Annotated in this window: 20 protein-coding genes; 13 read left to right on the plus strand and 7 right to left on the minus strand. The window is 66.0% G+C overall.

Going from position 1 to position 22,623, the window contains the following annotated elements; translation table 11 throughout:
- Position 1: 1 nt before the first annotated feature.
- Complete coding sequence (locus ACFTR6_RS14115) at positions 2–1,702, minus strand: glycoside hydrolase family 32 protein (RefSeq protein ID WP_377958348.1); 1,701 nt, start codon at positions 1,700–1,702, stop codon at positions 2–4.
- A gap of 79 nt (positions 1,703–1,781) precedes the next feature.
- A complete protein-coding gene (locus ACFTR6_RS14120; protein WP_377958349.1) occupies positions 1,782–2,390 on the minus strand; it encodes a YdeI family protein in 609 nt (202 codons plus the stop codon).
- 142 nt (positions 2,391–2,532) lie between these two features.
- Between ACFTR6_RS14120 and ACFTR6_RS14125 the strand changes: the two genes are divergently transcribed.
- The 6 genes from ACFTR6_RS14125 (at position 2,533) to ACFTR6_RS14150 (ending at position 8,307) form a co-directional block, all read left to right on the plus strand.
- The gene (locus ACFTR6_RS14125; RefSeq protein WP_087873247.1) at positions 2,533–3,261 is read left to right on the plus strand and encodes a hypothetical protein; all 729 of its coding nucleotides are present in this window, start codon (positions 2,533–2,535) and stop codon (positions 3,259–3,261) included.
- A gap of 118 nt (positions 3,262–3,379) precedes the next feature.
- Entirely contained in the window at positions 3,380–3,919 is a 540-nt protein-coding gene (locus ACFTR6_RS14130; RefSeq protein ID WP_076798919.1) for an NUDIX hydrolase family protein, read from the plus strand.
- An 85-nt stretch (positions 3,920–4,004) separates the two neighbouring features.
- Complete coding sequence (locus ACFTR6_RS14135; protein ID WP_377958350.1) at positions 4,005–5,129, plus strand: DUF6707 family protein; 1,125 nt, start codon at positions 4,005–4,007, stop codon at positions 5,127–5,129.
- A gap of 81 nt (positions 5,130–5,210) precedes the next feature.
- Positions 5,211–5,936 carry an SRPBCC domain-containing protein gene (locus tag ACFTR6_RS14140; RefSeq protein WP_377958351.1) on the plus strand — a complete coding sequence of 242 codons (726 nt, stop codon included), beginning with the start codon at positions 5,211–5,213 and terminating at the stop codon, positions 5,934–5,936.
- A 33-nt stretch (positions 5,937–5,969) separates the two neighbouring features.
- Positions 5,970–7,289, plus strand: coding sequence for a tRNA guanosine(34) transglycosylase Tgt (gene tgt / locus ACFTR6_RS14145; protein ID WP_377958352.1), 1,320 nt, complete (start codon positions 5,970–5,972; stop codon positions 7,287–7,289).
- A gap of 85 nt (positions 7,290–7,374) precedes the next feature.
- A complete protein-coding gene (locus tag ACFTR6_RS14150; RefSeq protein WP_377958353.1) occupies positions 7,375–8,307 on the plus strand; it encodes a hypothetical protein in 933 nt (310 codons plus the stop codon).
- 118 nt (positions 8,308–8,425) lie between these two features.
- Here the strand turns inward: ACFTR6_RS14150 and ACFTR6_RS14155 are convergent, their stop codons facing one another.
- Positions 8,426–9,118, minus strand: coding sequence for a queuosine precursor transporter (locus ACFTR6_RS14155; protein WP_076798924.1), 693 nt, complete (start codon positions 9,116–9,118; stop codon positions 8,426–8,428).
- Positions 9,119–9,371: 253 nt separating this feature from the next.
- On the minus strand, positions 9,372–10,814 hold the full coding sequence (locus ACFTR6_RS14160) for an MFS transporter (RefSeq protein ID WP_377958354.1): 1,443 nt from the start codon (positions 10,812–10,814) through the stop codon (positions 9,372–9,374).
- A gap of 395 nt (positions 10,815–11,209) precedes the next feature.
- Between ACFTR6_RS14160 and ACFTR6_RS14165 the strand changes: the two genes are divergently transcribed.
- Genes ACFTR6_RS14165 through ACFTR6_RS14180 form a run of 4 tightly spaced genes read left to right on the plus strand, consistent with a single transcriptional unit; the run spans position 11,210 to position 15,164 of the window.
- Positions 11,210–11,878, plus strand: coding sequence for a response regulator transcription factor (locus tag ACFTR6_RS14165; RefSeq protein WP_076798926.1), 669 nt, complete (start codon positions 11,210–11,212; stop codon positions 11,876–11,878).
- Entirely contained in the window at positions 11,875–13,299 is a 1,425-nt protein-coding gene (locus ACFTR6_RS14170) for a sensor histidine kinase (RefSeq protein WP_377958355.1), read from the plus strand. Before ACFTR6_RS14165 ends, ACFTR6_RS14170 begins: the two co-directional genes overlap by 4 nt.
- Complete coding sequence (locus ACFTR6_RS14175) at positions 13,296–14,291, plus strand: TAXI family TRAP transporter solute-binding subunit (RefSeq protein ID WP_377958356.1); 996 nt, start codon at positions 13,296–13,298, stop codon at positions 14,289–14,291. The genes ACFTR6_RS14170 and ACFTR6_RS14175 overlap by 4 nt, the downstream gene beginning before the upstream one ends.
- Positions 14,292–14,309: 18 nt before the next feature.
- Positions 14,310–15,164: a hydroxymethylpyrimidine/phosphomethylpyrimidine kinase gene (locus tag ACFTR6_RS14180; RefSeq protein WP_377958357.1), complete on the plus strand. Its 855-nt coding sequence runs from the start codon at positions 14,310–14,312 to the stop codon at positions 15,162–15,164.
- A gap of 29 nt (positions 15,165–15,193) precedes the next feature.
- Here ACFTR6_RS14180 and ACFTR6_RS14185 read toward each other — a convergent pair whose 3' ends face one another.
- Positions 15,194–16,474 carry a serpin family protein gene (locus ACFTR6_RS14185; protein ID WP_377958358.1) on the minus strand — a complete coding sequence of 427 codons (1,281 nt, stop codon included), beginning with the start codon at positions 16,472–16,474 and terminating at the stop codon, positions 15,194–15,196.
- A 211-nt stretch (positions 16,475–16,685) separates the two neighbouring features.
- Between ACFTR6_RS14185 and ACFTR6_RS14190 the strand changes: the two genes are divergently transcribed.
- Positions 16,686–17,042, plus strand: coding sequence for an iron chaperone (locus tag ACFTR6_RS14190; protein ID WP_377958359.1), 357 nt, complete (start codon positions 16,686–16,688; stop codon positions 17,040–17,042).
- Between the two features lie 3 nt (positions 17,043–17,045).
- Here the strand turns inward: ACFTR6_RS14190 and ACFTR6_RS14195 are convergent, their stop codons facing one another.
- Entirely contained in the window at positions 17,046–18,794 is a 1,749-nt protein-coding gene (locus ACFTR6_RS14195) for a pyruvate dehydrogenase (RefSeq protein ID WP_377958360.1), read from the minus strand.
- 196 nt (positions 18,795–18,990) lie between these two features.
- On the opposite strand from ACFTR6_RS14195, the gene ACFTR6_RS14200 reads away from it, so the two are divergent.
- Entirely contained in the window at positions 18,991–19,530 is a 540-nt protein-coding gene (locus ACFTR6_RS14200; protein WP_140416511.1) for a hypothetical protein, read from the plus strand.
- 58 nt (positions 19,531–19,588) lie between these two features.
- On the opposite strand, the gene ACFTR6_RS14205 is transcribed toward ACFTR6_RS14200, so the two are convergent.
- Positions 19,589–21,103: a helix-turn-helix domain-containing protein gene (locus tag ACFTR6_RS14205; protein ID WP_377958361.1), complete on the minus strand. Its 1,515-nt coding sequence runs from the start codon at positions 21,101–21,103 to the stop codon at positions 19,589–19,591.
- 163 nt (positions 21,104–21,266) lie between these two features.
- Here ACFTR6_RS14205 and aceA point away from each other — a divergent pair, with 163 nt between their 5' ends.
- On the plus strand, positions 21,267–22,583 hold the full coding sequence (aceA, locus tag ACFTR6_RS14210; protein ID WP_377958362.1) for an isocitrate lyase: 1,317 nt from the start codon (positions 21,267–21,269) through the stop codon (positions 22,581–22,583).
- Positions 22,584–22,623: the final 40 nt, after the last annotated feature.

Below are 22,623 nucleotides of genomic sequence, written 5' to 3' on the forward strand. Positions count from 1 at the left end.
TCTAACGCGCGTCAAGAACCGTGGCCAGCGGGGTGTATTTGAACGACTTCAGCGTCAGTTTCCCGCCGGCCGTTGCAGCGCTGACCGCCGGCTGTCCGGGCTTTGGCAGCACCACCGAGGTCAGGGTCTGCTCCCCGCCGTTGACAAAGACCTCCACGGACGAATAGTCGACGAAGACGGTCAGGTCGACGCTGCCGCTTTCCGGTGAAGCGGTGCCGCCCTGCTGACTTCCGCTTTGGGGCGGGCTCTGCGCGCTCCTCCGGTCCGTAAAGAGCGGGCCGAGGGCTTGCGCGCCCGGCGCCACGGCTGCGCGCTCCACCCACGCCGTGCCCGCTTCGAAGTTGTAGCCGACCGTTGCGTAGTCCGTTCCGCCATTGCCGAGTTTCAGCAGGGCTTCCGTGCCGTCGTCGCCCGGCGCACGTTCCACGGTCACGTCCAGCCGGTAGGCTCCGCTTTCGGGCACGGGAAGCTCGCCCGCCCCGTCCGGTGTGAGCGGCCTGCGGCCGGTCGTCTGGGCCTCACCCTCCAGCGTGGCCAGGGCGGGAGTGGGGGTGGACACGAGGGTGGGCCGGCCCTGCACGGTTTTCAGGCGGACGTCCCGGACGATCGAGTCGGCACCGCCCTGCCAGTCTGCGGTGGGCAGCTTCCGGGCGTACGTCCAGTTGTTCATCCAGCCGATGGCATGGCGGAACGCCATCCGTTCGTTTTGCGGGAGCCGGGGATCGGCCCAGGTGACGGCGGCATAGAAGTCTGCGCCGGCGTCGAGCCACTGGTGTTTCTCATCCGCGGGCGTGAATTTTGTCCCGTCAAACGTCCCCGTCCAGTAGGCAACGCCGGTGGTCCGGCCTTCCTCCGCGCCGTTCGCGCTGACGGCCAGGACCCAGGTGCGTTTGGCGGGATCGCCGTCGAGGTCCAGCTGGAAGAGGTCGGGGCATTCGAGGATCCCGAGGCCCTTCCGCTCGAAGCCGGACTCATAACGCCAGTCCCTGAGGTTCCGCGAGGTGTAAAGGCCGATCTTCTCCCCCTCGGCCAGCGCCATGACCCACTGTCCGCGGGCCTCGTCCCGGATGATTTTGGGATCGCGCCAGTGCTGCGCGCCCGGGTTGTCCATCACCGGGTTCCCCTCGGCGGCCTTGAAGGTGTAGCCCTTGTCCGTGGAGTAGAACAGTGACTGCCGCTGCACGCCATTGTCCTGCTGGGTCATGATGGCCACAACGGCACCTTTGCCGAAGCCGGCGGTGTTGTCCTGGTCCACCACGGCGCTGCCGGTCTCGATGTCCCCGAGGCCGTTCTTAAACTTCTCGATGGCAACGCCCTCGTCCTTCCAGTGCACCAGATCCGTGCTGGTGACGTGGAACCACTCGGTGCCGTTCCCCTCGGGGTGGTCGGCGTTGTAGAGGTAGTAGTAGTGCCACACCCCGTCCAGCAGGAAGGGCCGCTGGGGGTCGTTCATCCACTCCTTGGCGGGGGTGAGGTGGTAGGAGGGCCGGAACTGCGAGGCACCCTCCGGCCTGCTGAAGGACTTCGGGGATTCACTCGGGCTGCCGCTGCTTTGGGCTGCGGCGCCATCCGGCGTTGCGCCGTCGCCCGAACGCCCGGCCAGGCCGATCACTCCAGCCGCGGCCAGCACCAGGGCCAGGACCACTGCCGCCGCAATCCACCGCCCGCGGGGGCCCAGCGTGCTTAGGGAATACCGCTGCATGTTCGCCGTTCGTGTTGGGGGTTGGCACCAATTTTAGCGCGGGTGGCCTTTTCCTGACCGGCACGGGGCTTCGGCAGGTTCAACCAGCGGAGCTCTGCACCGGGCGTTTCTTCTGCGGATACGGGGTCTCACCGCGGGCCAGCATCTCGACGAAGCCGGCGATCTTCCGTTCCCGGGTGGAGGCCTGCTTGACCGAGTTGGTGCGGTAGATCAGGGCATAGCGGTTCACGGAGGTGAGCACGTCAAACATGGCCTGGGCCTCGGGCACGGCGGCGATGGCGGCGGCCAGATCGGCCGGAACCTCCGCCGTCGCCGGTCCCGCGTAAGCGGCCTCCCAGCGGCCGTCTGCTTTGGCGGCGTCGACGGCGGCCCTGCCGGCAGTGGTCATCTTTCCTTCCGCTTCGAGCCGGGCCACATGACCCACATTCCGCTCAGACCAGGGGCTCTTGGCACCCCGGCGGGTCATGCGCTGGAAGTAGCTTTCGTCGTCGCGCTTTTTCACCTGGCCGTCGATCCACCCGAAGCAGAGCGCCTCGTCAAGGGCAGCGTCGTAGTCGAGTTCGGTGACGTTGCCGCCCTTCTTGTGCAGGACCAGCCAGACGCCGGGGCTGCTTGCGTGGTGGGATTCCAGCCACGTCCGCCAGTCGGCAGCGTCAGTCACCAGCAGTTCCTCGAGTTCAACAGCCATGCGCCTATTCTGCCCGCAGAGCCACTGGATTCAACCAAGTGCCGCTCGATTCAACCCGGTGCCACGCCATTGAAGACGTGGCATCATGGCCATGTCGGCGCCGTTTTCGAAGATCCTGGTGTTTCGAGTTCGAGGAGAGAGCATGCTTCGTGTCCGCCCCATCCACTTCACGTCCCGGATTGAGCCCTGGGAGCGGCTCCTCACCGACCTGGGGATGATCAAGTCCACCGACGAGGGCTCCTGGCGGGAGTACGATGCCGGCGCAGGGCGGCTGGCACTACATCAGGCCGAACCGGGCGCGGCGGAGGACGGCGTCACGCACTTTGGCGTGGAGGTCGGCGACCTTGAGGAGTTTGCCCGGCGCACCAACCAGTCCGGCGCGGAAGCGGACACGTCCTCCGCCGAGCTCGTCCGGGCGGACCACGGCGATTCCTGCCGGATCACGGGAGCGGACGGCTTCAGCTTCTTCGCCGACAAGGCCGCCCACGGGGCCCACTGTGCCGATGCTGATCCCGCCCTGGCCGTGGTGGAGGTCTGGTTCAGCGAGGACGTCACAGCCGCCGCCCAGGCGCTGCGGGACATCGGCGCCCGGTTCCGGCCGGTCCCGGACGACGACGAGACCGCCGATTTTACGGCGAAGAACGGCGGCGTGCTGATGGCCAGGCCCGGCACGGGCGCGGCGCACGCGGGACTCGGCTTCGAATATACCGGGGACCTTGACGCCCTGCGGCTCCGCCTGACCGCCGCGGGACACCAGGTGACGCTCACCGAGGAGGCCTTCGGACGCACCCTGCATGTGCCGCACCCGGACGCAGACGGTGCGGCAGCACAGCGGGCACCGCTCTGGATCTCGGCCCGCCGCCCGTCGTAGCCCCGGATGTTCGGCGACGGCGCGTCGAGTGGCGGGATCCCGTCACTTTGGCCGCAGCTAAACGCCGGGATCCCACGCTTCGGCGGCCGGACCTGCGGCAATGGGGTAAAAATGATTCATGAACGTGCGCACCCCTGACCCCAACCCCGGCTGGCTCTCGGACGAGGACCTCTTCGAAGCCCGAGGCAGGCTCCCCATGGTCTACGTGGAGGCGGTGCCCGTCCGGCTGGATCCCCTCGGATTCGTCAATGAGGTGGGCACGCTCCTGCAGGCAGACGAGGACGGCACCATGGTCCGGTCCCTCGTCTCCGGCCGGGTGCTCTACCGCGAGACCATCCGCGCCGCCCTGCTGCGCCACATGGAGAAGGACCTCGGCCCGCTGGCGTTCCCGCAGCTCCCCATCAGCCCCGTGCCTTTCACTGTCGCCGAATACTTTCCCGCCCCGTCGCACACCGGCTTCACCGATGACCGCCAGCACGCCGTTTCACTGGCCTACATCATTCCGGTGACCGGCGAATGCGAGCCCCGCCAGGACGCGCTCGAACTGACCTGGATGACGCCGCAGGAGGTGCTCAGCGACGGCGTGCAGCTCGAGTTCACCGGCGGCCGCGGCGCCCTGGTACGGCAGGCCCTGGCCTACGCCGGGGTGGGCGCCTGACGCCCGGGGGACCGCGCCTCCCCGACTTCGCACCCTCTCCTTTGTAGACTGTTGGGCGGACCGCAAGAGAACTTAAGGACTCCCGATGAACCACCCTGCAGCTGCCAAGACCTACCGTGAACAGCAGGCGGGCTCTCTGCGGGCGGGCCACCACCTTCTCCTGCCGGACGGCGAGCGGTCCGCGGAAATCCACTCCGTGGAAGTCGAAACCGATGATTTCGGCAGCCCCGCCATCATTCTTGCGACTCTCACCGGCGGGGGCACGCTGCGCATTGCTGCCGGCTCGACCGTCCGGATCCCCGGACCCGCGGCCGACGACTTCCCCTCCCCGGACCATGCCGTCGGCCCGGCAGCTGCCGTCGCAAACGCCGCCGTCGGTGACGGCGACGGAACGGCAAACGGCACCGGGACAGCGGACGGTGCCGCCCCGCCGTCGGACATTCAGGTGCCGGACATTCCGGCGTCCGACGCCGGCACTCCCCTTTCCGTCGTGGGGAACCCGGACGGTGCGGGGCAGAAGCGGACGGCGCCTGCCGCCGTCGTCGTACCTCCGCTGCCATCCACCACCCCGGTGGTGATCGGCCCCAGCGCCGAAGACCTGGCCCTGATCCCGGAGCCCTCCGGAACCCCCGAATCCGTGGTGGAGGCCGTGGCGGAGGCCCACCCGGACTCCGTCGGGGTGCAGCTGCTCGCGGACAAGCTCGTCAAGGGCATCAACACCAAGTCCGGCAGCTGCCTGAAGGACCTGAGCGACCTCGCGCACGAGCTGTTCATCATGCTCAAGGATGCCGAGGCGTCGCTGAAGGTGGCCGACCTGCTGAACGTGCTGCCCTTCGATGGCAACCCGGGCCGTTGGGGATCGGTGGAGGCGTCGCTGGCGCTGTCCAGCTACGTGTGCCGCCAGACAGGGCATATGGACCGCGCCGCCGTCTACGAGAAGCTGCTCCGGGCACCGGACAACCAGGAGACGGATCCGTTCAAGGCGCGGATGCAGGCCAGGGTGCGCCAGCGGTCGCTGAACGAGCCGAACCTGTACGACAAGGAAATTTTCCGCTCCATCGACAACTCCAACCACGAGGCCGAGCGCGAATGGCGGCTGCTCAGGCTGGAATCGCTGCTGTTCCTGCGCGCCCACGGCGGATCGCAGACCATCAGCCCGTCCGAACTCGAACGGCGGATCGCGAACGAACTGGAGTCCGTCCGGGGCTAGGCTCCTCGAGCCGTTCCCATGCCCATTTTCGGCCGGAATTTCCTCTAGCCCGGGTTGTGCCCCAAGTTGTAGATTCAGGCCATGACGAACAATCTCAGCGTTGTGATCAATTCGGACGCGCCGCAGGTTTGGACGATGCTGCGTGAACCCTCGAAAGTCGCACAGTGGCATGGCTGGGAGACCGACGAGCTGGCGGCGGAAATCAACGAGATCTACTTCAACAAATCGGTGGTTGAGGCGCCGGACCACACCTCACTGACTGTCGAGGGCGGCGACATCTTCACGCTGAAGCCCGTGGCCAACGGAACCGAGGTCAGCGTCACCCGCGCCGGCGTGGACCACAACTCGGAATGGGCCGCGTGGGACGAGGACATCACCCAGGGCTGGCTGATCTTCCTCCAGCAGCTGCGGTTCGCGCTGGAGCGGCATCCGCACGGCAAGCGCCGTACCTGCTACTTCTCCGTCCCCGGCTCGGACGGCTCGGCCATCGAGAAACTCGGCCTGAAGGATATCCCCAAGCCGGGAGAAGAGTATTCGCTCACCCTAACCACCGGCGAGGAGATCTCGGGCCGGGTCTGGCACAAGACCAACCACCAGGTGGGGCTCACCGTGAACAGTTACGCGGAGCACGGCGACGGCCTGCTGATCGTGGCTGACCAGCCTGTGATCCCGGAGAAGAGGCCCGACGGCGGGTCCATGGTGATCCTCTCCCTGTACGACCTCGGCGCCCACAGCATGGAAACGATCCGCACCCTGTGGGACGACTGGCGCTCTGAGAACTACCCCACATCAGAACCCATCCAGTGAAGGTCCCGCGCCGTTAGCTGGCACACTTGAACCGTGCCAGCCAATCCTGAACCGCCAGCCCGGACTGACCTGCCTTTGCCGGAACCGGTACCGGCCGCCCGCCAGTCCGAGTTTTCCTTCCGCGTGGGCAAGCGGCTCACGGAGACATGCAGTCCCGCCCCCGAACAGGTGGGCGCCAACGGTGGCAAGTTCCTCGGCCGGACCGGCACCATCACCACCCCGCACGGCGAGATCCAGACGCCGGCCTTCATCGCCGTCGGCACCAAGGCCACGGTGAAGTCCGTGCTTCCCGAGTCCATGGCCGAACTCGGCGCGCAGGCCCTGCTGGCCAACGCCTACCACCTGTACCTGCAGCCCGGCCCGGAGATCCTCGACGAGGCCGGCGGCCTGGGCGCCTTCATGAACTGGCCCGGCCCCACCTTCACCGATTCCGGCGGCTTCCAGGTGATGAGCCTCGGCTCCGGATTCAAGAAGGTCATCGACATGAAGTCCGTGGATACGTCCGGGCCCGATGACGCTGTGGCCCCGGGCAAGGAGCGTTTGGCCCACATTGACGACGACGGCGTGTGGTTCAAGAGCCACCTCAACGGGGACCGCCACCGCTTTTCGCCCGAGATCTCCATGCAGGTCCAGCACCAGATCGGTGCCGACATCATGTTCGCGTTCGACGAGCTCACCACGTTGCAGAACTCCCGCGGATACCAGGAGGAATCGCTGGAGCGGACCCGGCTGTGGGCGGTCCGGTGCCTCGAGGAACACTTCCGGCTCACGGCAGCCCGGGCCGGGAAGCCCTACCAGGCGCTCTTCGGCGTGATCCAGGGAGCCCAGTACGAGGACCTGCGCCGGAAAGCCTGCCGCGACCTCGGTGCCATGGCGTTCGACGGCTACGGGATCGGCGGTGCCCTCGAGAAGGAGAACCTGGGCACCATTGTGCGCTGGTGCAACGAGGAACTGCCCGAGAACAAGCCGCGGCACCTGCTGGGCATCTCCGAGCCGGACGACATCTTCACGGCCATCGAGAACGGCGCCGACACCTTCGACTGCGTCTCCCCCACCCGCGTGGCCCGGAACTCCGCGTTCTACACGCCTGACGGCCGGTTCAACCTCTCCGGCGCGAAGTACAAGCGGGACTTCGGCCCGCTGCAGGACGGCTGCGACTGCTACGCGTGCCTGAATTACTCCCGGGCCTACATCCACCACCTGTTCAAGGCCAAGGAGATGCTCTCCGCCACGCTCATCTCCATCCACAACGAGCGCTTCGTGGTGAAGATGGTGGACGACGCCCGGCTGGCCATCGAGTCCGGCGACTTCTTCGAGTTCAAGGCCGAGACCCTGGGCAGGTACTACTCCTAGTTGCGGGTGCGTCCGGCGACCTCGCTTCTCCACATACCGACGGCGGGACCTGCCGGCGGGGGCTGCGATGCCGGATGCTCATCCCATGCAGCAAAACGACGAGCCGAAACTCCCGCCAACCGGCAACCTCTGGCGCACCGGCCAGCTGACGGATCTTGGCTACAGCTCGCGGTCCATCAAGTCCCTGCTGGATTCAGGATCACTGGTCAGGCTGCGCTACGGCTGTTATCTCCGCGCCAGCGTCTGGGAAGCCCAGTCCGCGGGCGTCCGCAGCCGGCAGCTCATCTACGCGCACGCTCACGGAACACGCACGACGTCGACTGGCCAGTTCGCATACAGCCACACCTCCGCGGCACGGCTCCATTCTCTCTATCTCTGGAAAGTCGACGATCTGATCCATGTTCTGCAGCGGGTGAATCCCTCAGGTGAGCGGCACGGAAGGGACGTAAGATGCCATACCAGTCCCTTTTCCGACGACGAGATAGTGACGCTGAATGGACTCCGCGTGACTTCCTTGGAACGGACCACCGCCGACTGCGCCATGATGCTGACATACCGGCAGGCACTGATCGTCATGGACCATGCGCTCCGGCTGGGCGCGGACCGCACCCTGCTGCAGGGGATGGCGGATTCACTGGATGGGAGGCGCGGTGTCCGCACCTTCCGCCGGGCACTGCAGTACGCGGACGCCCGTTCGGAGTCCCCCGGAGAAACGCTCACCCGGGAACTGATCCTCCGGCTCGGGATCAGGCCGCCCACGCCCCAGTTTGAGGTCACGAGTCCGATCGGCCGGCACCGCCTGGACTTCGCGTGGAAAAAAGAGAAAGTGGCTCTGGAGTTCGACGGCAAGGTCAAGTACTTCGACTACAAACCCACCGAGCAGGTCCTTCTCGAGGAGCGGCAGCGGGAAAATGCCCTGATGGAGGAGGGATGGAGGTTCGTTCGGGTCGTGTGGAAGGACTTGTTCAATGAGGCACGGTTTAAGTACCGCGTTCTCCATGCGCTGGCCGGCCGGTAAACCGGGTGAGGGCGGCTCTCGGCGTCGAACCCGCCGGAATCATTCGAGGCCGCCGGAACGTTCCGGCGACCTCGAATGATTCCGGCGGCCTCGGCGCGGCAGCGATCCGGCGCACGGACTACGCGTAGCTCGGTTCGCGCTTCTTGACCCAGCCGATGGCCAGGGCTGTCACGGGGACGAAGAGGAACTCCACGAGGGTCTTGTACAGGAAGCCCACCAGCACGTAGTTCACGAACATGCCGAAATCGCTGATGCCGATCACGGAGGCCGCGATGCTGCAGAAAATCAGCGTGTCCACGAACTCCCCCGCCACCGAGGAGCCCATGATGCGGGCCCACAGGGTCTTCTCGCCGGTACGGGCCTTCATCCGGACCAGGATCCATGAGTTGATGGTCTGCCCGGCGAGGAACGCGAGGAGCGAAGCCAGGACAATCTGCGGAACTGGGCCGATCGCGCCTTCGAGGGCGGCCTGCTTGGCGGTGCCGAAGTCGTCATCGAAACCTGGCAGGGCGATGATCACCCAGTAGCAAAGCGAGGCGAAGACGGACAGGGCGAACGTGGTGACGATGGCCTTGCGGGCAACCTTGAAGCCGTAGACCTCACTGATGACGTCGCCCAGGATGTACGCGAGCGGGAAAAGGAAGAAGCCGCCGTCCGTGATGATCGGGCCCAGCACCACGCCCTTGGAGGCGCCGATGTTGGACAGGATCAACACCACGGCCATGACCGCGAGCATGATGCCGAAGTAGGGGGAACCGATCGAGGCGAATTTCGGCGCCGTTTGCGGCAGGGAGGACTTGGCGGTGGTCATGGATGTTCCGTTCGTAGTGGTTCGCACGGCTGCCGGTCTAAGGACCGCTGTGCAGCTGGCTGTATTAGCACTGGACGGGTTCCGCCGGGATGGCCGCCGAAACCGCCCTCCATTCTCCCACCTATGCCGGTACCGGATGCGCCGAACCCCCGTACGGAAACGGACGACGGCGGGCTGCCGCCCCGGGGACCCGAAGGTCACCGCGGTGCCGGCCACCCGCCGTCGTGCGTTGTTCCTGATGCGTTACTGAAGGTCAGACGTTGACGAGCTCCTCGTCGTCGTCCTTCCGTCCGGCGACAGCCGGGGCACCCGGGGCAGCGGAGGCAGCCGGCGTGCCGGACCAGGCGTCGCCCTGTTCACGGTCCAGGTGCGTGGTCTTTTTGTTCTTCAGCGCGAAGATGTAGACCAGCAGGGACAGACCGATCGCGATGGTGACGTAGGTGAAGAAGAGGTCCACCTGGCCCGATTTCTGCAGGGCGGCGCCGATCAGCGGGACCGTGCCGCCGAACAGCGAGTTGGCAATGGCGTAGCCGAGTCCCACGCCGAGCGCGCGGATGGAGGCCGGGAAGAGCTCGGCCTTCACGAGGGCGTTGATGGAGGTGTAGCCGCCCACGATCAGCAGGCCGCCCATCATCAGCAGGAACGCGGTGAACGGGTCCTTGGTGCCGGCCAGGGTGGAGAGCAGCGGCCAGGTGAACAGCACACCGGTGATGCCGAACCAGAGAAGCAGCGGCTTGCGGCCCACCTTGTCGGAGATGAGGCCGTAGACGGGCTGGAGCAGCATGAAGATGAACAGTGCCCAGAAGTTGATCACCGACGTGTCCGTCTTGGCGATGCCGGAGGTATCGTTCATGAACTTCAGGATGAAGTTGGTGTAGGTGTAGAAGGCCACGGTGCCGCCCAGGGTCACGCCGATGCAGATCAGCAGCGGCTTCCAGTGCTGGGTGAACAGGAGCCGCATGGTGCCGGGCTGGGCCTCGCCGGATGTGGCAGGAGCCTTGGCGGCCTGGACCTGCTCCGCGGAAACCGTCTCTTCCATGGAACGCCGCAGCCACAGGACCACCAGCGCCGCAACGCCGCCCAGGGCGAACGGTATGCGCCAGCCCCATTCCTTCAGCAGGTCGTTGCCCAGGGTGTTCTGCAGGATCACCAGCACCAGAAGGGCCAGCATCTGGCCGCCCACCAGCGTCACGTACTGGAAGCTGGAGAAGAAGCCGCGGCGCTTGGAGGTGGCGGCTTCGGACATGTAGGTGGCGCTGGTGCCGTATTCGCCGCCCACGGAGAAGCCCTGCAGGACACGGATGAGGATCAGCAGGACCAGGGCCCAGATGCCGATAACGTCCTGGGTGGGGAGGATGGCGATTGCGAAGGACCCGGCTGACATCAGGGTCACGCTGAGTGTGAGGGCGGCCTTGCGCCCGTTCCGGTCGGCGTAGCGTCCGAAGAACCAGCTGCCGATGGGGCGCATGAGGAACGACGTCGAGAAGACGGCCATCGCCTCGAGCCCGGCCTGCAGCTCGTCCTTGGAGTTGAAGAAGTGCGCTTGGAAGTACGCCGCGAAAACCGTGTACACGTAGAGGTCGTACCACTCCACGAGGTTGCCGGCGGAGCCTTTAAGGATGTTGCTCACGGCCCTGCGTGTCTGTGCGGCCTCGCTGGGTGCCGCGCTTTGGGGTGCGGCGTGCTGGGTGCTCATCAATGAACCTTCCTGGTCGGTGCCACCGTCGGCGTCCGAGGTGCGAAATGGGTGTCCTGCCGGAATCCCCGTTCCGGGCCTCCCCTGTGACAGTCCGGCGGCGGTGAGCGGTTCGTGGCCCGAACCGGGCGCCTGGCCGGCAGATCCTGCAAGAGGACACCTGCCAACTTATGCGTGATCCTTGGCACATCCAACGCGGAGAGGCATTTCCTAACACTTCCTTAAGAATTGGAAACTGCCGACGGCGGCGGGTCCCCTTTGCGCTTCACCAGCGGGGCAGGGAAGGCACTCCGTGGTTCCCCGCGGAAGCAACAAGGCGAAATCCGCGGACAAGGAGTATTGTCCAAACGGACTCCGGTGTCCCCGACAGCAATGAAGGCAAAGGTAAACAGGCAATGCGCGTGCTCATCGTCGAGGATGACGACGCGATGGCGTCGGCCCTCGAGGCGGCTGCCGTTTCCGCAGGCCACAAGGCGCATCGGGTGTCCCGGGGTGCCGATGCACTGCTGGTCCACCGGGAGCACGATGTCATCCTTCTGGACCTCGGGCTTCCGGACATGGACGGCCTCGACCTCCTGCGCAAGCTTCGCCAGGTCACGGCCTGTCCCATCCTCATCCTCACCGCACGCGACGACGAGCGAAGCGTGGTCCTTGGCCTCCGGTCGGGCGCTGACGACTATCTGGTCAAGCCGGTAAAGCTTGTGGAACTCCTTGCCCGGATTGAAGCGGTCACACGGCGGGTGGGCCGCAGCGGCCCCCAGAAGTCCCACAGCATTGTCCTGGGGGAACTCGACGTCGACCTGGACCGGCGGGTGGCTGCCATCGGAACCCGGGTCCTCCCGCTGACGGCAACGGAATTCGATCTCCTGGCCCTGCTGGCCCGGAACGCAGGCTCAGTGGTGACCCGCGAACAGATCCTCGATGCCCTGTGGGGTGATGCCTTCCTGGCCTCGTCCCGGTCCCTGGATGTGCACCTCACCGGGCTGAGGTCCAAGCTGCAGATGCCCGGCTTCATCATCAACGTCCGGGGCGTGGGATACCGGATCGAAGCGGAACCCGCGTGAAGCGCCGGGTCCTGGGCATCCTGAGCCTGTTCGCCCTGGTGATGGTGCTGGCGATTTCCAGCGCCATCCTCACCTCGGCCGGGCGGGAGCTGACCCAGGAAGTCCAGATCAACCGTGTCTCGGCACTCAACCGGTTTGCCCAGGTTGCGTATGACGCCTCGCAAAGCGGCGACCCGACCCAACTCCGGCGTGAGATGGAGCGCTACTCCAGCCTTTACGGCGAGGGCGTCCTCGTTCGGCTGGAGGAAGCCGCCACGGTGCAGTCGGGCGGACTCAGCCCGGACCGCTCCGATGTGCGGGACGCGATCTCCCGTGCCAGCCTGAACCTCAATGACACGACGCTTGAGCCGTTGCAGCCGTTTGGCTCCGGCAGGGCACTTATTTCGCGGTCGTTCGGCAGCGCCAGCCAGGTGCTGGGTGAAGCTGTCCTGGAAGTGGACCTCGAGGCGGCACGTCAGAAACTTCGCGAACGCTGGCTGCTGGTGGGCCTGGGCGCATCCGGACTCTCCGCCGTCCTGCTCCTGGGCGCGCTCCGTGCCACAGGGTGGGTGATCCGGCCGGTGCTGCGGTTGAACTCGGCGGTGGCTGAACTGGAGGCTACCGGCAGGGCGGCCCGGCTTCCCGAAGCCGGTCCACCCGAGCTCAAGGAACTGAGCCGTTCATTCATGAAGATGGCCGAGACCGTGAGCAACAGCACCGAGTCCCAGCGCCGGCTCATCGCCGACACCTCCCACCAGCTCCGCAACCCCATCGGCGCACTGCGGCTGCGGATCGACCTGCTGCAGCTCGAACTCCGGACAGACGCTGAACGGGCCAAGGCTGCGGGGGTCGTGAAGGAACTCGAACGCGTCGAGGAGATCCTGGACGACGTCCTGAAGTTGGCCACCGCCGAGCACCGGGCTTCCGAAGGTGCCAGCCCAAGCGGCGCGCCGGCCGCCGGCGGCCCTGTGCAGCTCATCGATCCGTACCCCGTGCTGGAGGAGGAAGTGGACCGCGCCCGCCCGGCAGCCAAACGCATCGGCTCCAGCCTCGTTTTGAAAGCTCCCCCGGAGCCGCCCCTTCAGCTTCGCTGCAGTGCCGCCGAGCTCGCCCAGATGGTGGGTGAACTGGTCACTAACGCCATCAAGTACGCACCGGGGGCCACCATTTCCGTGGACGCGCGCCCACAGGGCGGCTCAGTCGTGGTTGAAGTGTCCGACGACGGGCCGGGCCTGCCGCCCGAAGAGCTCGCTGCTGCTGCCACACGGTTCTGGCGTTCCCCGGACCACGGCGACATTCGGGGTACGGGACTGGGAATGACCATTGTGGACCGGCTGGCCGGTGCGAACGGGGGCCGCCTGATCCTTCGGGGACGCGATCCGCACGGACTCGTGGCGCTCCTGGAGTTTCCCGCCGCTGTTCAGGGAGGACGGCAACCATGAGGCGGGGACAACAGCACCCGACGGGCCGGCGCGCGCTCCTGAAGTCCGGACTGGGCCTGGTCCTCGGGGCTGCTGGCCTCCCGGGAATTGCCGCATGCACTGCGTCACGGGGTCCGGCCGAGGTATCCGTGGCTGGAGGTGAAGCCGGTGGCTTCTACCTCGAGTTCGCCACACTTCTTGCCGAGTCGCTCGAGCGCCACGGAATCGCCCAACGAGCAGAACCCCTGACCACAGGGGGCAGTATTGACAACATGAAGCGGCTGGCCGCCGGGAAGGCAACATTCGCCGTCGCGCTCCTCGACGCCGCAGTGCAGCACGCATCGGCGCAGCAGACGGCGGGTCGCCCCGCCGGGGCGATGGTCGCCGTCGGGAAGGTCTACGAAAACTATGTCCACTGCCTGGTACGGCGGGACACCGGAGTTCGGAGCCACCGCGGCCTCGCGGGCAGGAGGATCGGGATTGGTGAGGCGGGGTCGGGAACATCACTGATTGCCCACAGGATCCTGGAAGTGTCAGGGCTTGCGGGCTCGGCCACGGCCGTCACGGAAGTCAATCTCGGCCTCAATGACGGGCTCGCCGCGCTCCGGAGGAAGGCTGTGGACGTGCTGTTCTGGTCGGGCGGTGTTCCGACAGCCGCCATCACGGAAGCGAACGACGTGTCGGGGCTCCGGCTGCTCGACCTCTCCGACCTGGTGCTGCCCCTTCGCGAGCGCTTCGGCGCCTTCTACGACCGTGTGCTGATTCCCGGAAGCGGCTACCCGGGAGCCGGGTCCGTCTGGACAGTGGGCGTGGCAAACCTTCTGCTGTGCCGTGGCGATCTCGACGGAGACATCGTCCGGGACACCGTCAGGCTGCTGGTCGATCATGCCGACGAGCTCGTTCCCCGTTCCAGTCTCGGCGTTCAATTCCTGAGCCCGGAAACCCTGATCAACACGGCCGACCTGCCCCTGCATCCCGCTGCAGCGGAGGCCTACCGCAGGCTGCACGGTTAGGCATGGCAGGATGGAACGATGACTTCTGTTGCTTCTGACAACCGCACCACCGACGCTCCCGCCGTCGTCCTCACCATCGCAGGCTCGGAGGCCACCGGCGGCGCCGGAGCCCAGGCCGACCTGAAGACGTTCCAGGAGCTGGGCGTCTTCGGCATCGCCAACCTCACGTGCATCGTCTCGTTCGATCCGAACAATGAGTGGAACCACCGTTTCGTGCCGGTGGACCAGGATGTCATCGCGCACCAGCTGGAAGCGACGACGGCGGCCTATGGTGCCGCTTCCGGCGCACCTTCCGTGGTGGATACCGTGAAGATCGGCATGCTGGGCAGCCCGGCAACGATTTCAACCGTGGCCGCCGCGCTGTCCGCCGGTGCGTTCGGCAACGTAGTTCTGGATCCGGTACTCATCTGCAAGGGGCAGGAGCCCGGACACGCGCTGGACACGGATCAGGCGCTGAAGACCCAGATCCTGCCGCTGGCCACATTCGTCACGCCCAACCACTTCGAGGCCGAGTCGCTGTCCGGTCTGGAGATCACCGACGTCGAGTCCCTCAAGGCTGCGGCCATCCGGATCCACGAACTGAGCGGAGCCACAGTGCTGGCCAAGGGCGGCGTGCGGCTGTCCGGGCCTGACGCCGTGGATGTGTTCTACGACGGCGATACCCTGGAGGTCCTGGCCGCCCCGAAGGTGGGCGAGGTGGCCGTCTCCGGCGCCGGCTGCTCACTCGCCGCGGCGGTGACTGCCGAACTGGCCAAGGGTGCGTCGCCGCTGGAGGCAGCACGGAGCGCCAAGGAGTTCGTGACCGCCGGCATCCGGAACCGCGTGGCCTCCGGCGCCCCGTTTGACGCCCTCTGGCAGGGCGGCCCGCGCTAACCCTGGCCCCGCTGACCCTGGCTCGGACGTCAGGAGCGGGGGTCGGCCACTGCTCCCATGAAGAGCGGCAGCCCGGTTTCGACGTGCACTATCTGGTAATGGAACGGCCGGTCGAAGTCGATGGTCTGCTCGGGCCGGGGCGGGGCGCTGGTGACCATGCCGTTGATCTGGGTTACCGCGGCAGCCACAGTTCCCTTCTCGGCCACCGTGATGTTGGCCGCCTGGGCGGCCTGCGTGATGGCCATCTCCGGCTGGATCGCACTGAAATCCTCAGTGGTTGTGAGGGTCTTCTGCAGCCCGGCGGCTTCGAGGACCTTGCGGAGGTCGAAACTGCTTCTGTGGTCCCACCGCGGCAACTGGATCTGTACGGTCGCCAGCGGTGCGGCGTCCAGGGCGTCGGCCATCGTCCTAAGTCCTGATGCACTGAATAGGGCCGGGGCATCTGTTCCGGAGTCCGGAAGGACAAGCCGCATCACGAATCCCTCGGCATACGGAAGGTCCGCACCCCGCCAGCCGGGGCCTTCCGCGTACTTCATCTCAAGCAGGTTGTGCATGGCGGGGACGTCGATCTGCTCTCCCCTGGCCGTCGTGAAGGGCAGATCCGCTGTGGAGCCCGGGTCAAACGGGGCCCGCCAGGCCGCCGCGAAGTACACCGAATTGAGGAGACTGAACGTGTTCCGGGGATCGTACTTTGCGGGCGCCTCCTTGATCCGGCCACGGGTGTTTTTGTCCACCCAGGCATCGATCGCGGGCTTGGTCTCGCCCTGGTTGCTGAAGTCCACCGGATAGACGCCGGTTCCGTAGTGCCTCGCCAGAGTGTTCAGGTAGGCCTCGCCGGTTGGCACCTCCCTGTCCACGAACAGTCCATTGGCCACATGCATGACAGGCTTTCGGGGCGGATTGTCCTCGTCCACGGTGGCCGGGTCGCCGTCGAACTTGGCCAGGGACGCGAGCAGCGCGTTCATGGCCTCGTTACGCCCGTCCCGTGGCAGCCCCAGCACGGCATCCAGTTCGGCGGCCGTTTCCCCGGACGCCCCGGCGCGGAGCATCGCGAGGGCGACCAGCAGGCTCCCGGGCGAGGACACCACGTTCCCGCCTGTCCCGTTACCGCCGTCGGCGAGCAGTGCCTGGCCGAGCCCAAGGGCGGAGTTCCGGAAAGCGCGAAGTTCGGCGGCGTAAGCCGTGGCATCCACCGAAACCCGGTCCACGCCGTCGGCCTTCAACATGCCCGGCACCGGGGCCGAACATGCCGCCGCGAGCGCGACGGCGGCGGAAGCCGCCACTATTTTGGCCATTCGAATCCTGTTCATTGCAGTCCTCGGCTCGTCCGCGGAACTCCGTACGTCCACAGTCAACCAGCGGGCACTGACAGTATCGATGCCGGACCGGTCACGGTTTGCCGTCGGTTTGGTTTCACTCCCCGACCCTCTCGCACTTTCCGCAACGTTTTCGGCAACACTCTCTCAGTGCCGCGTGGGCGTATTCTCGAGGCACCCCCGGCGGATCGTGGAGGAGAGCCTCATGGCCCAGCAGTTCGACAGCGTCGACGAGTACATCGCGCAGTTTCCCGTTGAAGTGCAGGATGTCCTCCAGGAGGTGCGGCGCCGATGCCGCGAGGCTGTCCCGGACTCCGGGGAGATGATCAGCTACGGCATCCCCACGGTCACCCTTGGCGGCAAGTACGTGGTGTACTTCGCGGGGTGGGCGCACCACATCTCGGTGTATCCGGTGCCCTCCGGCGACGACGCCTTCCAGGCAGACATCGCGCCCTTCCGGACCGGCAAGGGCACCCTCAAATTCCCCCTGGGCAAGCCGGTCCCCTACGGCCTCATCGGACGGGCGGCCGAGCTTCTCGCCGCCGAACGACGGGCGCGGTAACCGCTACCGCCGGGGAATGTTCCTGAGGTTGCTGCGGGCCATGCTCACCGCCTCGCCGGCGCCGCGGTTCAGGACCACCTTGGACATGGCAGTGGCGAACCCCAAGACCTGAGAGCCTTTGATCTTGGGCGGAATTGAAAGGGCCTTGGGATCGGTGATGAGTTCCACGAGCGAGGGCCCGGGATGGGCGAAGGCCTCCCGGTAGGCGTCCTCGATCCTGGTTGGATCAGTGACCCGGACCGCGTGGAAGCCGAGCGCACGGGCGACAGCCGAGTAATCGGCGTCGGGCACGTCAACACCGAAGTCCGGCAGCCCGTCCACCAGCATTTCAAGCTTGACCATGCCAAGCGTGGAGTTGTTGAACACCACTACGTTCACTGGCAGCCGGTGCGCGGCAACCGTGATGAGCTCGCCCAGCAGCATGGACAGCCCTCCGTCGCCCGAGACGGAAATGACCTGGCGGTCCGGATACGCCACCTGCGCCCCGATCGCGTGCGGCAGCGCGTTGGCCATGGAACCGTGAAGATACGAGCCGATCAGCCTGCGGGTGCCCAGCGGGTTGATGTAGCGGGCGGACCACACGTTGCACATGCCGGTGTCCGCGGTGAAAATTGCGTCTTCGGCCGCCACCTGGTCCAGGAGCGAGGCGGCGTATTCGGGATGGATGGGTACTTTCTTCCCGACGTTCCGGGTGTATGCGCCGACGGCCTTGTTCATGAGCCTGTCGTGCTTCTTCAGCATCTGGTTGAGGAAACGCCGGCTCTTCTTCGGAGCCACCAGCGGCATCAGCACCTTGAGCGTCGGCAGCACGTCCCCGTGGACGGCTATGTCGACGTCGGTCCGCCGGCCGAGCTTGTGGGCGGCACGGTCCACCTGTGCTGTGCGGGTGTCCGGCAGGAACTGGTCGTAGGGAAAATCGGTCCCCAGCAGGATCAGCAGGTCGGCGTCCTCGATCCCCTCCGCCGCGGCGCCATAACCCAGCAGGCCGGTCATGCCGATGTCGTACGGGTTGTCGTACTGCAGAAAGTCCTTGCCCCGCAGCGTGTGCCCCACCGGCGCGCCGATCAGCTCCGCGAGCGCGATAACCTCGTCATGGGCTCCATGGGTGCCGGCCCCGCCGAAGATGGCCACCTTGTCCGCCGCGTTGATGGCATCGGCGAGTTCCCGGACGCTTTCCTGCGACGGGATGAGGGTTGCGGGCCGGAAGTTAGCGGGAAGCGGGGTTTCGCCGGTGGCCTCCATGCCGGCTATGTCGCCGGGAAGGGTGACGACGGCGACTCCGCCGAGGGCGACGGCATGCTGGATGGCGCTGTGCATCACCCGCGGCGCCTGTTCCGGGGTGCTGATGAGTTCCGAGTAGACGGAGCACTCGTTGAAGATCCGGTCCGGATGGGTTTCCTGGAAGAAGCCGCTGCCGATCTGTTTGCTGGGGATGTGCGAGGCGATGGCCAGGACGGGTGCGCCGGAACGGTTGGCGTCATACAGGCCGTTGATCAGGTGCAGGTTGCCCGGGCCGCAGGAGCCGGCGCACACGGCAAGCTTCCCTGTCAGCTGGGCCTCAGCCGCGGCGGCAAAGGCTGCGGCTTCCTCGTGCCGGACGTGGATCCAGTCGATGCCGCCCTGCTTTGAGCCGCCGGTCTGGCGGACGGCGTCGACAATCGGATTGAGGCTGTCCCCGACGATTCCGTAGATTCGCCGGACGCCGGCAGCCCGGAGTTGTTCGATGAGCTGGGTTGCAAGTTCCTTGGCCATGGGTGCACGCTCCCGCAATCAGTTGGTGGGCTGACAAGGGCCAATATAGTCCGCGTACCTTGGCAGGGTCTCAGGTGCAGGACCGGTGGGCCCGTTTTCCACATACGGACTCGACCCCATGGAGTCCCAGTGTCCCCGCTCTTAGCGTGGTGGAAGGGCAATCTGCCTGTCTCCCTATTCACAGTGAGGATCGACTTTGGCCAACAAATCACGCCGCCGCCGGTTGAAAAAACGAAACACCCGTAGTGGGCATCCGGCCGGGCGACGCGCCCCCAGACCAGTTCTCTGCGCACCGAACCAGCGCGACCAGGAGATGGGTTCCCTGATCGAATTCATCACCTGGCACCGGGAGCACGGGACATCGCCTGACAACCGTCCTGTCCTGGAGCACATGATGAAGTTCTTCACGGCTTACGCGCACATCTCTGACGGGGCCGCAGTAACCGAGATGGACCCTGAACTCATCGCTGCACTTGTGGCATCGCTCATTGAACATGATGCCGAATTAGCAGCCTCTTTCTGTGCTTCACTGCACGAATACATTCACTTTCTGGTGGATACGGGCCGGTGGTCCGGCACTCGCGAAGGCAAACGGGCTTTGCACACCGTCGTCTATCACGGGATGCACCACGAAAATCTTCTGCCGCGGGGTGGCCGCGGAGGCAGACCGGCCCCGTTGAAAAGGCTTGCCGCAACAACCGGCGATTGTCCGGGAAAGCCGACCAAAACTGCGTAAGCGTGGCAGGAAAGCCTGCACGAACTGCGAGAGAGTCCGTCAGTTCCGGAGCAGGCTCCTAACTTCCCGAGTGGGCCTGCAGGAACGTGTACACCTCGGTCTCGTCCACGCCGGGGAAGGCGCCAGGGGGCATGGCCGCCAGCAGGTGCGCATGGGCGCGGGCGGACGGCCAGGCGTTTCCTGCCCACTCCGAGGTCAGCGAGGCCGGCGGCCGCTTGCAGCAGTTGGGGTCAGGGCAGTTGGACGTGGCCCGCGCCGTGGTCTCCCGTCCGCGGAACCACTTCACGTGCTGGTACGGGACACCAATACTCAGCGAGAACTGCCCGGTGGCCGAGCGGTCCGTTCGGGCGGTGCACCAGTACGTGCCGGAAGGCGTGTCCGTGTACTGGCTGTAGGCGCTGAATTTGTCCGGCACATCGAACACGGCCCGGGACGTCCAGGCCTTGCAGGACGGCTGCCCCTCGATGGCGCCCGTGTGGTCCTGCGGGAAGTTCACGCCGTCGTTCTCGTACGCCTTGTAGATGATCCCGCTCTGGTGGGTCTTCTGGAAATGAGTAGTGATGCCGAGGTGCTTAGTGGCCAGGTTGGTGAAACGGTGGGCCGCGGTCTCGTAGGACACCGCGAAGGCGTCCCGGATGTCCTCGACCGCAATCTCTTTCGCGGCCTTCGCTTTTTGCAGAAATTCCACGGTGGCCTGCTCGGGCAGCAGGAGTGCCGCGGCGAAATAGTTGGTGGCCACCCGCTGGGCCAGGAAGTCGCCGTAGTTCTTGGGCGTTTCATGTCCCAGGACGTAGTGCCCCAAAGCCTGCAGCAGCACCGATCGGGGGTCGTGGTCCTGCCGTTGGCTCTGCGTCAGGTAAATTTTGCGGTTCTTCAAATCGGTCACCGAGCGCGTGGAATGCGGCAAATCACCCACGTGATGGAGGGTGAATCCGAGGTGCGCCGCTACGTCCGCAATAACGTGCTGGCTCAACGGCCCGGACGTGTAGCCAACCTCCTTCAGCACCTTCTGCGCCTCGGCCTCGTACTCCGGAAAATAGTTGCCGCGTTCGCGCATCATGGCGCGCAGTTCACCGTTCGCGCGGCGGGCTTCCTCAGGTGTCGCGACCTGCTCGTTCATCTTGCGTTCGAGCTCGTGGAGGAGGCCCACCTGGGCCTCGAGGACATCCATCGGCAACCGCGAGCTGATGCGGATTTTGGGCAGGTTCAGGGACTCGTAGAGCGGGCCGCGCTGGTACCGTTCGAGCTCGATCTCCAGGGCCGCCCGGCGGCTCGGCGGCTCGGCCCCCAGCAGCTGGTCAATGCCGACGCCGAGGGCCCCGGCCAGGTGCTGCAGGAGTCCGAGTTTTGGTTCCCGCTTGCCGTTCTCGATGAGGCTCAGCTGGCTGGGGGCGGTCCCGACGGCGGCGCTCAGGTCATCGAGCGTCAGGCCGGCCTGCTTGCGCAGGTGGCGCACGCGGCGGCCCAGCGCGATCACGTCCAGCTCGGCCGTCGGCGGGGACGACGGCGGCTGTGAGACTTCCCTGTTCCAGCTTGAAGGCGACATTTCTGAAGAATACGTGAAGAAACGCATTTCTTTCCAGCTTTTTCCTCTAGAAAGCGCTTTGGAAGTGCAGAAAAGTAGGTGTCACGAAGGAAAACCCCTCCGGAAACTGGCCGGACCTGCAAAGGCGCAGGGACGGCCGGCCCGGAACCAAAACCCCCGGAATGGCCCGGGAGCTAACAAGGAGACAAAGATGACTGCAGCATTTGAGCCCACCCAGCAGACGCCCGAACAGCAGGCCGCCGCACTGGAGCTCGAGTGGGCTGCCAACCCGCGCTGGGAAGGTGTCACTCGGGACTACTCAGCCGCCGACGTCGTCCGCCTCCGCGGCAGGGTCTCTGAAGAGCACACCCTGGCCAAGCGCGGCTCCGAAAAGCTGTGGAAGCAGCTGACCGGGGAGCACAAGGAAGGCAAGTACACCAACGCCCTGGGCGCCCTGACCGGCAACCAGGCCGTGCAGCAGGTCAAGGCCGGCCTCCGCGCCATCTACCTCTCCGGCTGGCAGGTCGCCGCCGACGCCAACCTCTCCGGCCACACCTACCCGGACCAGTCCCTGTACCCCGCCAACTCCGTACCGCAGGTTGTCCGCCGCATCAACAACGCCCTCCTCCGCGCCGACCAGATCGAGTTCTCCGAGGGCATCCAGACGGTCGAGGACTGGCTGGTTCCGATCGTCGCCGACGCCGAGGCCGGCTTCGGCGGCCCCCTGAACGCGTACGAGCTGATGAAGTCCATGATCGCCGCCGGCGCCTCGGGCGTGCACTGGGAAGACCAGCTCGCCTCGGAGAAGAAGTGCGGCCACCTCGGCGGCAAGGTCCTGATCCCCACCCAGCAGCACGTCCGGACCCTGAACGCCGCCCGCCTGGCAGCCGACGTCGCCGGCACCCCGAGCGTCGTCATCGCCCGCACCGACGCCGAGGCGGCAACGCTGATCACCTCCGACGTCGACGAACGCGACCAGGAATTCATCACTGGCGAACGCACCCCCGAAGGCTTCTACAAGGTCCGCAACGGCATCGAACCCTGCATCGCCCGCGCCAAGGCCTACGCCCCCTACTCCGACCTCATCTGGATGGAGACCGGCACCCCGGACCTCGAGCTGGCCCGCAAGTTCGCCGAAGCCGTCAAGGCCGAGTTCCCTGACCAGATGCTCTCCTACAACTGCTCGCCGTCGTTCAACTGGCGCAAGCACCTGGACGACGCCACCATCGCCAAGTTCCAGCGTGAACTGGGCGCCATGGGCTTCACCTTCCAGTTCATCACCCTGGCCGGATTCCACGCCCTCAACTACTCGATGTTCGACCTCGCCCACGGCTACGCCCGCGAAGGCATGAGCGCCTACGTCGAACTGCAGGAGAAGGAATTCGCCTCCGAGTCCCGCGGCTACACCGCAACCAAGCACCAGCGCGAAGTCGGCACCGGCTACTTCGACGACATCTCCACTGCGCTCAACCCGAACGCATCCACTTTGGCTCTCGTGGGATCCACCGAAGAAGGCCAGTTCCACTAAATCTTTCCCAACCAGATCGCAGTAGATGCCGTTTTGAGCC

Origin of the sequence: Arthrobacter sp. NPDC057009 (genome assembly GCF_042673905.1) — a bacterium.
In the GTDB taxonomy this organism is placed as follows: domain Bacteria; phylum Actinomycetota; class Actinomycetes; order Actinomycetales; family Micrococcaceae; genus Arthrobacter.

Coding starts and splice junctions, on each gene's coding strand:
- ACFTR6_RS14190 (WP_377958359.1), top strand. CDS start 16,686: ATGGCCCAGCAGTTCGACAGCGTCGACGAGTACATCGCGCAGTTTCCC.
- ACFTR6_RS14150 (WP_377958353.1), top strand. CDS start 7,375: ATGCAGCAAAACGACGAGCCGAAACTCCCGCCAACCGGCAACCTCTGG.
- ACFTR6_RS14165 (WP_076798926.1), top strand. CDS start 11,210: ATGCGCGTGCTCATCGTCGAGGATGACGACGCGATGGCGTCGGCCCTC.
- ACFTR6_RS14205 (WP_377958361.1), bottom strand. CDS start 21,103: ATGCGTTTCTTCACGTATTCTTCAGAAATGTCGCCTTCAAGCTGGAAC.
- ACFTR6_RS14130 (WP_076798919.1), top strand. CDS start 3,380: ATGAACGTGCGCACCCCTGACCCCAACCCCGGCTGGCTCTCGGACGAG.
- ACFTR6_RS14120 (WP_377958349.1), bottom strand. CDS start 2,390: ATGGCTGTTGAACTCGAGGAACTGCTGGTGACTGACGCTGCCGACTGG.
- ACFTR6_RS14135 (WP_377958350.1), top strand. CDS start 4,005: ATGAACCACCCTGCAGCTGCCAAGACCTACCGTGAACAGCAGGCGGGC.
- ACFTR6_RS14185 (WP_377958358.1), bottom strand. CDS start 16,474: ATGAACAGGATTCGAATGGCCAAAATAGTGGCGGCTTCCGCCGCCGTC.
- ACFTR6_RS14175 (WP_377958356.1), top strand. CDS start 13,296: ATGAGGCGGGGACAACAGCACCCGACGGGCCGGCGCGCGCTCCTGAAG.
- ACFTR6_RS14195 (WP_377958360.1), bottom strand. CDS start 18,794: ATGGCCAAGGAACTTGCAACCCAGCTCATCGAACAACTCCGGGCTGCC.
- ACFTR6_RS14155 (WP_076798924.1), bottom strand. CDS start 9,118: ATGACCACCGCCAAGTCCTCCCTGCCGCAAACGGCGCCGAAATTCGCC.
- ACFTR6_RS14140 (WP_377958351.1), top strand. CDS start 5,211: ATGACGAACAATCTCAGCGTTGTGATCAATTCGGACGCGCCGCAGGTT.
- ACFTR6_RS14180 (WP_377958357.1), top strand. CDS start 14,310: ATGACTTCTGTTGCTTCTGACAACCGCACCACCGACGCTCCCGCCGTC.
- ACFTR6_RS14160 (WP_377958354.1), bottom strand. CDS start 10,814: ATGAGCACCCAGCACGCCGCACCCCAAAGCGCGGCACCCAGCGAGGCC.
- ACFTR6_RS14115 (WP_377958348.1), bottom strand. CDS start 1,702: ATGCAGCGGTATTCCCTAAGCACGCTGGGCCCCCGCGGGCGGTGGATT.
- ACFTR6_RS14125 (WP_087873247.1), top strand. CDS start 2,533: ATGCTTCGTGTCCGCCCCATCCACTTCACGTCCCGGATTGAGCCCTGG.
- aceA (WP_377958362.1), top strand. CDS start 21,267: ATGACTGCAGCATTTGAGCCCACCCAGCAGACGCCCGAACAGCAGGCC.